Source organism: Burkholderia sp. Bp9099 (assembly GCF_003857805.1).
Taxonomy (GTDB): Bacteria; Pseudomonadota; Gammaproteobacteria; order Burkholderiales; family Burkholderiaceae; genus Burkholderia.
Genome location: NZ_QTPU01000002.1, coordinates 52199 through 64756 on the forward strand (window position 1 = coordinate 52199; position 12558 = coordinate 64756).

The following is a 12558-nucleotide window of genomic DNA, read 5'->3' on the forward strand; positions in this document are numbered from 1 at the left end:
CCGCGGCCGGCCCGGCGCGAAAGCCGGCCTCCGGCGGCGGCGCGCCGCTTCACGGCTACCCGAGGGCATCGACATGAACAGCACACTGAACCCCGACAACGAACCGGCCGGCCCGGACGACGACAACGTACGGCGCGGCCGCGACGGCCGCGCGCTGGGTCCGAGCGATTCGTCCGACAGCGGCAGCGACACGGCCGGCGCGCGGCGCCATCCGTTCGACGTCGATTCGCCGCTCGACGAGCACGCGCTGGAGCGCGGCGACGCGGCCCTCGACAGCGATACGGACCGCGCGGGCACTGGCGAGCGCGCGTCGGCGGACGGCGACGCGGGGCTCGAGGAAGGCGCCGATATCGAGCCGGATCGCACGGAACGGCTGAGCGAGCCCGGCGGCACCGAGGATCCGGATGCGCCGGACGAACCGGGTGCGGGCGGCGCATAGGGTCGCTGTACCGCGACCCTCCGCGCAAAAACTGCAATTGCGTTGCAGATAGGGGCGTCCGGCCAGGGGCACCGCGCAAAGGGTGCCCGGCCAGGTGCGCCCTGCCAGGGACACCCGCCGAGGCGCGACGATCCGCATTGCCCCCGTCAGCGCGCTGCGCGGCGATCGCGACGTGGACCGCGATCGTCGGCGCGGGCGTGCCGCCCTGGGCTTCGCCGCGCCCCCGCGGTGTGCTGGCCAACGGGCGGCACGCGACTTGCATCAACCTGACCGACGTGCGCCGCGACGCGACATGGGTCCGGGTCCGCACGCGGCACACGCGCGATCAGGCACAGGCGCGATCAAGGAGGGACACGATGCAACGACGATCTCCCGGACGGCAAGCCGAACGGAGCGGCCCGCCCGACTGGCAGGAGCGCGGCGAACGCGCGTACCGGGACACCGGCGAGCGCGATTTTCGCGGCGACGAATCCCGGCGCCACGATGCCGACTACGAATCCGCGTACCGGCGGTTCGCGAGCGAGGACGTCGGCCCGGAAGACTGGGGCAGCGAATGGAGCGAGCGCTCGGCCCGCTCGTCGGCCGAACAGCGCGGCGCAGACGCCGGCGCCGACTGGCGCGGTGCGCCGGGCGGGCCGGGCGGCCCCGGCGGTTCGCGCGATCCGGCGTGGGAGTCCGGGCGCGGCTACGGCAACCGCGGCCGCACAGCGGAAGGCGGCCAGGGACGTGAAGGCGCCCATGCCGACCAGCCGCGGTTCCGCGGCCAGCACCGGACGGGCTGGCATGGCGGCGAGGGCGACTACGACGCCTACAACGGGCGCGACCAGCGCCGTGCCGATACGTCCGGCCTGTCGCGCTTCGGCGACGCCGCGCAACGCGAGGCCATGCGGCATCGGCGCGGCCCGAAAGGCTACACGCGTTCGGACGAGCGGATTCGCGAGGACGTCTGCGAGCGGCTCGCGCATGCGCTCGACATCGACGTGAGCGATGTCTCCGTGCAGGTGCGCGACGGCCGCGTCGAACTCGACGGCACCGTGCCGCAGCGCTGGATGAAGCACGACATCGAGGACATCGCCGACGGCTGCATGGGCGTGCGCGACGTCGAGAACCGCGTGCGCGTGCGCCGCGACGGCGAACAACCCGATACGGGCATGGTGCTGCATCCGTCCCAACGCACGGTCACGCCGACGCAGCCTGCGGCGCGCGATCCCGAACCGGGTAGCGGCGCCGGTCGCGAGCGCGATCCGCGCCGTTGACGGCCGATGCGCGGGACGACTCGGCCAAGGCCACGGACACAGCCAATGCGCGCATGACGACCGGCTCTGACGACGGACCGCGTGACGACGGCGACATTCGCGACGATCGCGACTCGAGCGCCAGCGCGCCGCGCGACGGTCGCGGCCGCGACGCACGTGGCCTGCGCGCGCGCATCGCGGTCGAGCTGTGGCGCGCGATCCGGCATTACCGCGCGCGCGTGCTGGCCGCGCTGGCGCTGCTGCTGCTCGCGAAGGCGGCGGCCGTTTCGGTGCCGCTGCTGCTGAAGGACATCGTCGACGGGCTGGGCCGCACGGCCGGCCAGCCGGTCGCGCTGCCGGTTCTGCTGCTGTTCGCGTATGCGGTCGTGCGCTTCGCGGCGAACGCGCTGAACGAAGTGCGCGACATGACGTTCGTGCAGGTCACGCAGCACGCGGTCGCGTCGTTTACGGTCCGCACGTTCGGTCATCTGCACCGGCTCGGCGCGCGCTTTCATTCGCAGCGCGAGACCGGCGCCGTCGTGCGCGACCTCGAGAAAGGCACGGCCGGGATCGGCTACCTGCTCGGCGTCGCGGTGTTTACCGTCGTGCCGACCGCGATCGAGATCGGCTCGGTGCTGGTGATCGTGATCGGCAAGTATGGCGGCGGCTTCACCGCGATCATCCTCGTCACGTTCGCCGTCTATGCGGCCTACACGACCGTCTTCACGCGCCGGCGGATGCGCTACCAGCGTCGCGTGAACGTGCTCGAGGCCGAATCGAACGCGCGCGTGGTCGACAGCCTGCTCAACGTCGATACGGTCAAGTACTTCGCGCGCGAGGACGTCGAGCGCAGCCGGCTCGAACGCGTGCTCGACGCATGGCGCGAGGCCGGCGTCGACAACCAGTACGCGCTGTCGGCGCTGCATATCGGGCAGAGCGCATGCATCGGTGCGGGCATCGCGGCGGTGATGCTGCTCGCCGGCCAGCATGTCGCGCGCGGCACGATGACGGTCGGCGATCTGGTGCTGATCAACGCGTACATCATCCAGATCAGCCTGCCGCTGAATGCGCTCGGCTTCGTGTTCCGCGAGGCGCACGACGCGATGACGAACATCGAACGATTGTTCGGCCTGCTCGACGCCCGCGGCAAGCCGGGCGAGGAGGGCGACGCGCCCGGCGCGCAGCCGCTCGCGGTGCGCGGCGGCGCGATCGAGTTCGAGCACGTCGACTTCGGCTACGAGCCGAGCCGCCAGATTCTGTGGGACGTGTCGTTTCGCGTCGAGCCGGGACAGTCGGTCGCGGTGGTCGGCGGGAGCGGCTCGGGGAAGTCGACGCTCGCGCGGCTGCTGTTCCGGCTGTACCAGCCCGATGCGGGGACGATCCGGATCGACGGCCAGGACCTGCGCCTCGTGACCGAGCGCAGCCTGCGCGATGCGCTCGGCATCGTGCCGCAGGACACGATCCTGTTCAACGACACGCTGGCCTACAACATCGCATACGGCAAGCGCGACGCGACGCGTGGCGACGTGATCGCGGCCGCGCGCGGCGCGCAACTCGACGCGTTCATCGAGCGGCTGCCCGATGCGTACGACACGCGTGTCGGCGAGCGCGGCGTGCGGCTGTCCGGCGGCGAGCGGCAGCGTGTCGCGATCGCGCGCGCGCTGCTGAAGGCGCCGCCGATCGTCGTGTTCGACGAGGCGACGTCGGCGCTCGATACGCGCTCGGAGCGCGCGATCCAGCAGGAACTGATGCGCGTCGCGCGGCACCGCACGAGTCTCGTCATCGCGCACCGGCTGTCGACGATCGTCGACGCGGACCGGATCCTCGTGATGGAGCATGGCCGGCTCGTCGAGCAGGGCACCCACGACGAACTGCTGGCGAGCGACGGCGTGTATGCGCAGATGTGGTCGCTGCAGGCGAAGCAGCGCGAACTGGAGCGCACCGAGGCGAAGTTCGCGCTGCAGCCGGTGCGGATCAACCCGCTGGTGGCGCAGGTGCTCGATGCGCTGGCGGAAGCCGCCGCGCGCCGCGGCGTGCCGGTGTTCCGCGAGCTGTCGAACGAGGACCTGGTCGTCAAGGCCGATCCGGCCGCACTGCGGCGCTTCGTGTGGGAGCTGTGTCGCGGCGGGATCGACACGAGCGGCGGCGGGCGGGTCGAGGTGCGCACCGCGCGGCACGACCCCGACGCGCGGATCACGATCACGTGCACCGGCGTCGACGCGCCGGAGCTGTCGCTGGCCGATCTCGAACGGCTGCAGGGCGCGATCGAGGACGCGGGCGGCTACGTCGTTCGCGAGCGCGACGACGTCGGCGTGACGTTGCACCTGTCGCTGCCGCTGTGCGCGGTTGCGCCGGCGTCGCTGCAACCGGCCGACGCTGCCGCGCCGAATCCCGGGCCGGGCGCCGTTGCGGCCGCGGACGCGAAGCCGCTCGACGGCGTGCGCATCGCGTGCGTCGACGATCACGACGAGGCGCGCGAAGCGCTTGCCGCGCTGCTGCAGGTCGCCGGTGCGGACGTGCGTGTGTTCGCGTCCGGCCACGCGCTGCTCGACGAGATGCGGAACATGCGCCGCGCGGACTGGCCGGCGCTCCTGGTATGCGACATCGACCTTGGCGCCGACGAGGAAGACGGCTACACGGTGATGCGCCGCGTGCGCCAGCTCGACGCCGAGCGTGCGCGCGACGGCCGGGCGCCGCTCGAAGCGCTCGCGTTGTCGGGCCATGCCCGCGAGCGCGACCGCACGCGCGCGGTCGAAGCGGGTTTCCACGCCTATCTGACCAAGCCCGCGGCAGCGGCCGACCTGATCGCGACGCTGCGGGCGCTCGCGCTTTCCTCCGGAGATATCCATGCCGAACCTTTCGAATCCGACGCCCCCCGAAGTCCTGACCGAGCGCCGCGCCGGTAGCGCGTTCGCCGACCGCCAGGCCGCGGTCGCCGCCGTCGAGCTGCTGTTGCCGACGTTGTCGGCCGCGTTGCAGAGCGACTTCGTCGGCGACAGCGGCTGCCTGCACGTCGTGATCATGGATCCGGCGCTCGGCCCGCGCGACGCGGCGTTCGAGGATGCGATCCTGTACGAGTTCTCGCTGCCCGATCCGAAGGACTGGGATGCCGATTATCGTGCGTACGCCCGCGCGAAGGCGCGGCTGTCGTGGGAAACCGGCCGCGACGGCCACGTCGTGCAGGCGCTCGAGCCGTACCGGCTGCGCGCGGGCGACACGAACCTGTGGGGCGGCGTCGCGCAGCACGGCATCGTGGTCGGCGTGTCGGGTGCGCAGCCCTGGTTCGACGAGGCGTTCGCGGGCTGCATCGCGCACTGCCTGCGTGCGCTCGCGAAACACCGCGCGCAGGCGACGCCGGACGCGCTCGCGATCTGAGCGCGGGGCGAGCGGGCCGGTTTTTACAGCCGGTTATAAAAAAGCCAGCGGGCGCGCGGGGGGAGCGCGATGTGGCGCGGGCGTTCGCGCAATGGCACGGTTTTCGCTGTACCTCTGGTACGACGTTTGTCACGACAAGTGTCAACGCCTCGATATTCCGGACGCTTACAGGAGGTGCATGTTGAACGCGACTCACGATCCAGCGCGAGCGTCGCTCGCCGGTCGCACCGCGCTCGTGACGGGCGGCGGTCGCGGCCTGGGCGAGGCCATTTGCGAGGAACTGGCGCGACACGGCGCACACGTGATCGTTGCCGATCTCGACGGCGATCGCGCGGCGGCCGTCGCGCAGCGCCTCGAGCGGCATGGCGGTCGCGCGGTCGGTCGGCCGCTCGACGTGCGCGACGAGGCGTCGGTGCTGCAGGTCATGCACGACGCGCGCGAGGCGCTCGGCGACGTCGACGTGATCGTCAACAACGCGGCGATCGACGTGACCGCGCCGATCGACGACGTCAGCGTCGCCGCCTGGCAGCAGGTGATGATGACCAACCTGTTCGGCCCGTACCTGATGTGCCACGCGGCCGTGCCGATGATGAAGGCCCGCGGCAGCGGCCACATCGTCAACATCGCGTCGACCGCATCGAAGCGCGCATGGCCGAATGCGTCCGCGTATCACGCGACGAAGTGGGGGCTGCTCGGGTTGTCGCATGCGTTGCATGCGGAGCTTCGGCCGGCCGGCGTGAGCGTGTCGGCGATCGTCGCGGGCGGGATGCACACGCCGTTCCTCCTCGATCGCTTCCCCGACATCGACGTGGACACGCTGCAGCCGCCGGAACACGTCGCGGCGGCCGTGCGTTTCGTGCTGACGCAGCCGCCGGGCACCGTCGTGCCGGAACTGATGGTGCTGCCGATGAAGGAGACGTCATGGCCGTGAGTCGCGCGCGACGGCTGCCCGGCGCGGTGCTGCTCGACAAGGACGGCACGCTGCTGGAGGACCTGCCGTACAACGTCGACCCCGCGCGGATGCAGCTTGCGCCGGGCGCCGCGCGCGCATTGCGCACGCTCGGCGCGACGGGCATGCCGATCGCGGTCGTGTCGAACCAGCCGGGCGTCGCGCTCGGCTACTTTGCCGAATCGAAGCTTGGCGCGGTCCGTCAGCGTCTCGCCGAATTGTTCGAAGCGAACGGCGCGGTGCTGGCGGACTTTTTTTATTGCCCGCATCACCCGGCGGGCAGCGTGCCGCGCTACACCTGCGACTGCATCTGCCGCAAGCCGCGCCCGGGGATGGTGCGCCGCGCGATCGCCACGCTCGGCGCGGTCGCCGAGTGGAGCTGGATGATCGGCGACATTCTCGACGACGTCGAGGCCGGCCGCGCCGCGCGCTGCGGCACGATACTCGTCGACCGCGGCAACGAGACGCAATGGCGGCTCGATGCCGCGCGCACGCCGCACCATGTGGTCGACCGGCTCGACCTCGCCGCCGACCTCGTCGCGCGCGAGGCCGTGCGCCGCCACGGCTCGTGGGTGCGGCGATGAGCGCCGCCTGGGATCGCGCGCGGCGCATTCTGTGCGTGCGCCTCGACAGCCTCGGCGACGTGCTGATGACGACCCCCGCATTGCGCGCGCTGAAGGAGAGCGGGCGCGGCCGCCGGCTCACGCTGCTGACGTCGCGCACCGGCGCCGCGCTGGCGAAACACCTGCCGATGGTCGACGACGTGTGGACGTACGACGCGCCGTGGGTCAAGCATCCGGACGTGCGCGGCGATCCGGTCGTCGATCTCGACATGATCGACCGGCTGCTGGCCGGCCGCTTCGACGCGGCCGTGATCTTCACCGTATACAGCCAGAGTCCGTTGCCGGCCGCGATGATGTGCTGGCTCGCGGGCATCCCGCTGCGGCTCGCGCATTGCCGCGAGAACCCCTACGAACTGCTGACCGACCGCGTGCCCGAGACCGAGCCGGATTCGCGCGTGCGCCACGAAGTCGCGCGCCAGCTTGCGCTGGTCCGCGCGATCGGCGCGAAGACGTGCGACTGGCGCATGGCGTTCGAGCCGGGCGATGCGGCGCGACGCGCGCTGCACTCGCGCTTGCGCGCGGCGCTGCTGCGCATCGGCGGCCCGCGCCGGCCGGCGCCGGCGCGCACGCGCTGGCTGGTCGTGCATCCGGGCGCGAGCGCGGCATCGCGGCGCTGGCCGGCCGAGCGCTTCGGCGACGTGGCCGCGCGGCTCGCGCCGCTGTTCGACGGCATCGCGGTGACGGGCGGCACCGACGAGCGCGCGCTCGTCGATGCCGTGTGCGAACGCGCGGGGCCGCGCGCCGTGCCGCTCGCCGGCGTGCTGCCGCTCGGCGAGCTCGGCGCGCTGATCGAGACGGCCGACCTGCTGCTGACGAACAACAGCGGTCCCGTGCATCTCGCGGCCGCGCTCGGCACGCCGGTCGTCGATCTGTACGCGCTGACCAATCCGCAGCACACGCCGTGGCGTGTGCCGCACCGCGCGTTGAACGTCGACGTGCCGTGCCGCAACTGCTACCGCAGCGTCTGCAACCAGCCCGGCCATCCGTGCCTGCTCGGCGTGAGCGTCGACGATGTCGTCGAGGCGACGCACGGCTTGTTGCGCCGCAGCGCGCGCCATGCGCAACACGCGGCCGCGCGCGCCACCTTGCACGCTGCCGAGCCAGTCGCGGCGAACGCGTCGAGCGTGTCGAACGTGATTCCGTTCGCGCAAGTCATCACGAGGACCTGACGCATGCCTGCTCCGACCTATACGCTCGGCATCAATGCCGCCTTTCACGACAGCGCCGCGTGCCTCGTGCGCGACGGCGCGGTGATCGCGGCGGCCGAGGACGAACGCTTCACGCACGTGAAGCACGCGAAGCGGCCGGTGCCGTTCTCGACTTGGGAGCTGCCGTTTCACGCGATCGACTATTGTCTGGCGGAAGCGGGCATCGCGCTCGCGGACGTCGACCATGTCGCGTATTCGTACGATCCGTGGCTCGAACTGGACCGTCACGGCGACGCGCCCGAGCTGACGCTGCCGCTCGCACCGTCCGCGCATGCGCGGCGTGCCGACGGCGCATCGCCGTGGCATCCGTTGTTCCTGTCGTCGATCGTGAACGCGCCGCGCCAGCTCGCGGGCGGCGCGCCGCACCACCTGCAGCGGCGCTTTCGCGGCGTCGCGCACGACGGGCCGTTTCGCTGGCATTTCATCGAGCACCATCTCGCGCACGAGGCGAGCGCGTTTCTCGCGGCGCCGTACGAGCACTGCGCGGTGATGACGATGGACGGACGCGGCGAACGCGCGACGACGAGCTACGGCGTGTTCGACGGCCAGTCGTACCGGCGGCTCGGCCAGGTCAACCTGCCGCATTCGCTCGGCCTGCTGTACGAGCGCGTGACCCGCTACCTCGGCTTCCTGCATTCGTCGGACGAGTACAAGGTGATGGCGCTCGCGTCGTACGGCAAGCCGGTGTTCGCGGACGCGATGCGCAAGCTGGTGAGCTACAACGGCGACGGGCGCTACGAGGTTGCCGACGGCGATCTCGTCGCGCTGTTCGGCGCGCCGCGCGAGCGCGGCGGACCGATCGAGCCGCATCACTGCGACATCGCGCATGCGCTGCAGCTGGTGCTCGAGGAAACGACGCTGCAGGCGGTCGACTGGCTCGCGGCCGAGAGCGGCGAGCAGCAACTGGCGATGGCGGGCGGCGTCGCGCTGAACTGCGTGATGAACGCGAAGATCCGCGATCGCGGCCCGTTCGACGACGTGTGGGTTCAACCGGCGGCAGGCGACGCGGGCACCGCGCTCGGCGCCGCGCTGTGGACCGATTTCCGGATGCGCGGGATGCGCGGCGACTGGCGGATGGATCACGCGTATCTCGGGCCGTCGTACGGCGACGATGCGATCGAGGCGTTCCTGAAGGAGGCGCGGCTGCCGTACCGGCGGCTCGCGGACGTCGCCAGCCAGACGGCCGCGCTGCTCGCGGCAAACCGCGTGATCGGCTGGTTCCAGGGCCGCATGGAGTTCGGGCCGCGCGCGCTCGGTGCGCGCTCGATCCTCGCGTCGCCGATCGATCCGGACATGCAGCGCAAGCTGAACCGGATCAAGGATCGCGAGGACTTCCGGCCGGTTGCGCCGGTCGTGCTAGAAAGCCACGCACACCACTGGTTCAACGGCGGGCGGCGCACGCCGCTGCGCGCGCCGTTCATGCTGTTCGTGTACGACATCGCGCCCGGCGCCGAGGCGACGATTCCGGCGGTGCGCCACATCGACGGCACCGCGCGCGTGCAGACCGTCGACGCACACCAGCATCCGCTGCTGCATGCGCTGCTGTCCGAGTTCGACGCGCTGACCGGCGTGCCGGTGCTCGTCAACACGTCGTTCAACACGCGCGGCGAACCGATCGTCTGCACGCCGCGCGACGCGCTCGAGTGCTTCTGGACTTCGCCGCTCGACGCGCTCGTGATCGGTTCGTTCCTGCTGGAGAAGCCGAGATGAACATGCGCGACACGCAACTGCCGCCGGTCGTGTCGGTCGTCGTGCCGACGTACCGGCGGCCCCGCCTGCTCGAACGCTGCCTCGACGCGCTGTGCGCGCAGGTGTTCGATCCGACCACCTACGAGATCGTCGTCGTCGACGACGACCCGGCCGGCAGCGCATGGGAAACCGTCGACGCGTGTCGTGCGCGCATGACCGACGTGCCGGTGATCCGCTACATGACCGCGCCGGATACGCAGGGGCCGGCGGGCGCGCGCAACATCGGCTGGCGCAGCGCGCGCGGCGCGCTGATCGCGTTCACCGACGACGACACGATTCCCGATCCGACCTGGCTGCGCCACGGCGCTGCCGCGCTGCTGGCCGAACCGTCGGCGGCGGCCGCGGCCGGGCGCATCGACGTGCCGTTGCGAGCGCGCCCGACCGACCACGAGCGCGACGCGGCCGGCCTCGCGCATGCGGAATTCGCGACCGCGAACTGCTTCGTGCGGCGCGCGGCGCTGGAGCGCGTAGGCGGGTTCGACGAGCGCTTCACGCGCGCATGGCGCGAGGACGCCGACCTGATGTTCGCGCTGCGCGAGCATGCGGGGCCGATCGTCGGCGTCGATGCCGCGCGGATCGTGCATCCAGTGCGTCCCGCGCGCTGGGGCGCGAGCATCGGCCAGCAGTCGAAGGTGTATTTCGACGCGCTGCTGTACAAGAAGCATCGCGCGACCTACCGGCGTCATATTCGCGCGATGCCGCCGTGGAATTACTACGCGGCCGTGCTGTTCGCGCTCGGCGCGCTCGGCTGTTTCGCGGCCGGATGGCGCGTGCCGGGCATCGCATGCGCGGCGGCCTGGGCCGTGATCACGGCCGCATTCTGCGCGAAGCGGCTGCGCGGCACGCGGCTCACGCCGTCGCATGTCGCCGAGATGATCGTCACGTCGATCGCGATTCCGCCCGTGTCGCTGTACTGGCGCGTGCGCGGTGCGCTCCACTTCCGGGTGTTCTTCCTATGATGCTCGAATCCGTTTCGTCGTCCGGTCCGATGCGCATCGCGGTGTTCCGCGCGCTGCAGCTCGGCGACATGCTGTGCGCGGTGCCGGCGCTGCGCGCGCTGCGGCGCGGCGAGCCGGATGCGCGCATCACGCTGATCGGCTTGCCGTGGGCGCGCGAGTTCGCATCGCGCTTCTCGGACTACATCGACAATTTCATCGCGTTTCCAGGCGCGCCGGGCCTCGGCGAGCAGCCGGACGCCGAGCCGGCCGCGCGCGAGGCATTCGTCGCGGAATGCCGCGCGCGCGACTTCGATCTCGCGATCCAGCTGCACGGCAGCGGCGTGCAGACCAACGCGATCGTCGCGTCGCTCGGTGCGACGCGCACCGCCGGTTTCGTGCCGCCCGACGGCGGCACGACCGCGCTCGACTGTGCGCTCGTCTGGCGCGACGGCGAGCCCGAGGTCACGCGCTACCTGGCGCTGACCCGCAAGCTCGGCTATCCGGACTGGGGCGACTACCTGGAATTTCCGCTGGGCGGCCTCGACTACGCGCTGTGGCACGTGCTGTGCGACGAGCATGCGCTCGATCCGGGCCGCTACGTGATCGTTCATCCGGGCGCGCGGATGGCGTCGCGGCGCTGGCCGGTCGAGCGTTTCGCGAGCGCGGCACGCCAGCTCGCGGACGACGGCTGGCAGATCGTGTTGACCGGCACGCGCGCGGAACTCGCGCTGGCCGGCGCGTTCGTCGAACATCTCGCGCGGCCGTGCGTGAACCTGTGCGGGCGCACGCCGCTCGGCGCGCTGGCCGCGCTGATCGGCCGCGCGCGGCTCGTGCTGTGCAACGACACGGGCGTGTCGCATGTCGCGGCGGCGTTCGGCACGCCGAGCATCGTCGTCGCATGCGGCAGCGACACGGCCCGCTGGGCGCCGCTCGACGCCGAACGCCATCGCGTGCTCGCGCACTATCCGGCCTGCCGGCCGTGCGCGTTCGACACCTGCCCGTACGGGCACGAGTGCGCGACGGCGATCGGCGTCGACGACGTGATGGAGCGGGCGGGCAAGCTGCTCGCGGAGGAGAGACGTCATGTCACGTAAGCGCTTGCGCGTGCTCACCTGGCACGTGCATGGCAACTATCTGTATTACCTGTCGCAGGCGCCGCACGATTTCTACATCGTGACGAAGCCGCAGCATCCGCCCGGTTACGCGGGTCGGGTCGGGCACCTGCCGTGGGGCGACAACGTGTACGAGGTGCCCGTCGAGTGCGTGCGCGACACCGAGTTCGACTGCGTGCTGTACCAGCATCACAATCACTACGCGCACGACCGGTTGCGGCTCCTGAGCGACGCGCAGCGTGCGCTGCCGGCGCTGTTCGTCGAACACGATCCGCCGCGCGAGCACCCGACCGACACGCTGCACCCCGTGCAGGACCCGAACGTGTTGCTGGTGCACGTGACGCCGTTCAACGCGCTGATGTGGGACAGCGGCGTCACGCCGACGCGCGTGATCGAGCACGGCGTGCTGCTGCCCGACGGTGTCGAGTATCGCGGCACGCTGCCCAAGGGCGTGACGGTCGTGAACCACCTCGCGCGACGCGGGCGGCGCCTCGGCGCCGACCTGTTCGAGACCGTGCGTCACAGCGTGCCGCTCGATCTGGTCGGGATGGGCTCGGCCGAACTCGGCGGCATCGGCGAGGTGCCGAATCCGGCGCTCCCGCAGTTCCTGTCGCACTACCGCTTCTTCTTCAATCCGATCCGCTACACGAGCCTCGGGCTCGCGGTGATCGAGGCGATGATGATCGGGCTGCCGATCGTTGCGCTCGCAACGACGGAGATGGCGCAGCTCGTGAGGAGCGGCTGCAACGGGGTCGCCGATACGCGGCCTGCCGTATTGATCGACGCGATGCGCATGCTGCTCCGCGATCCGGATCTCGCGCGCGAGTGGGGCGCGGCGGCGAAGCGCGACGCGTGCGAGCGGTTCGGGATCGAGCGGTTCGTGCGCGAGTGGGACAGCGCGTTGTGCGACGTCGCGGCGTAGACCGGGCG

The 12558-nt window shown here is 71.4% G+C and carries 11 protein-coding genes; all 11 read left to right on the forward strand.

Translation table 11 applies throughout. From position 1 onward, the window contains the following. Positions 1-73 precede the first annotated feature (73 nt). The 11 genes from DIE17_RS01960 (at position 74) to DIE17_RS02010 (ending at position 12550) form a co-directional block, all read left to right on the forward strand. Positions 74-439, forward strand: a complete 366-nt coding sequence (locus DIE17_RS01960; protein WP_124485772.1) for a chemotaxis protein — start codon at positions 74-76, stop codon at positions 437-439. Positions 440-795: 356 nt separating this feature from the next. Continuing rightward, positions 796-1695 carry a BON domain-containing protein gene (locus tag DIE17_RS01965; protein WP_124521671.1) on the forward strand — a complete coding sequence of 300 codons (900 nt, stop codon included), beginning with the start codon at positions 796-798 and terminating at the stop codon, positions 1693-1695. 53 nt (positions 1696-1748) lie between these two features. Then, entirely contained in the window at positions 1749-4580 is a 2832-nt protein-coding gene (locus DIE17_RS01970; RefSeq protein ID WP_185641248.1) for an ABC transporter transmembrane domain-containing protein, read from the forward strand. Continuing rightward, the gene (locus tag DIE17_RS01975; protein ID WP_082088721.1) at positions 4522-5049 is read left to right on the forward strand and encodes a hypothetical protein; all 528 of its coding nucleotides are present in this window, start codon (positions 4522-4524) and stop codon (positions 5047-5049) included. The genes DIE17_RS01970 and DIE17_RS01975 overlap by 59 nt, the downstream gene beginning before the upstream one ends. Positions 5050-5227: 178 nt before the next feature. After that, on the forward strand, positions 5228-5980 hold the full coding sequence (locus DIE17_RS01980; RefSeq protein ID WP_124521673.1) for an SDR family oxidoreductase: 753 nt from the start codon (positions 5228-5230) through the stop codon (positions 5978-5980). Further along, positions 5971-6582: an HAD-IIIA family hydrolase gene (locus DIE17_RS01985; protein WP_044848165.1), complete on the forward strand. Its 612-nt coding sequence runs from the start codon at positions 5971-5973 to the stop codon at positions 6580-6582. The genes DIE17_RS01980 and DIE17_RS01985 overlap by 10 nt, the downstream gene beginning before the upstream one ends. Continuing rightward, complete coding sequence (locus DIE17_RS01990; RefSeq protein ID WP_124521808.1) at positions 6579-7790, forward strand: glycosyltransferase family 9 protein; 1212 nt, start codon at positions 6579-6581, stop codon at positions 7788-7790. The genes DIE17_RS01985 and DIE17_RS01990 overlap by 4 nt, the downstream gene beginning before the upstream one ends. Before the next feature lie 3 nt (positions 7791-7793). Further along, positions 7794-9539: a carbamoyltransferase C-terminal domain-containing protein gene (locus tag DIE17_RS01995; protein WP_124521809.1), complete on the forward strand. Its 1746-nt coding sequence runs from the start codon at positions 7794-7796 to the stop codon at positions 9537-9539. Next, positions 9536-10537, forward strand: coding sequence for a glycosyltransferase family 2 protein (locus DIE17_RS02000; protein WP_124485777.1), 1002 nt, complete (start codon positions 9536-9538; stop codon positions 10535-10537). The genes DIE17_RS01995 and DIE17_RS02000 overlap by 4 nt, the downstream gene beginning before the upstream one ends. Further along, positions 10534-11610 (forward strand): glycosyltransferase family 9 protein, encoded by a 1077-nt coding sequence (locus tag DIE17_RS02005; RefSeq protein WP_124521679.1) that lies wholly within the window; start codon positions 10534-10536, stop codon positions 11608-11610. Before DIE17_RS02000 ends, DIE17_RS02005 begins: the two co-directional genes overlap by 4 nt. Beyond that, the gene (locus tag DIE17_RS02010; protein WP_124521681.1) at positions 11600-12550 is read left to right on the forward strand and encodes a glycosyltransferase; all 951 of its coding nucleotides are present in this window, start codon (positions 11600-11602) and stop codon (positions 12548-12550) included. The genes DIE17_RS02005 and DIE17_RS02010 overlap by 11 nt, the downstream gene beginning before the upstream one ends. The last annotated feature ends 8 nt before the right edge of the window (positions 12551-12558 follow it).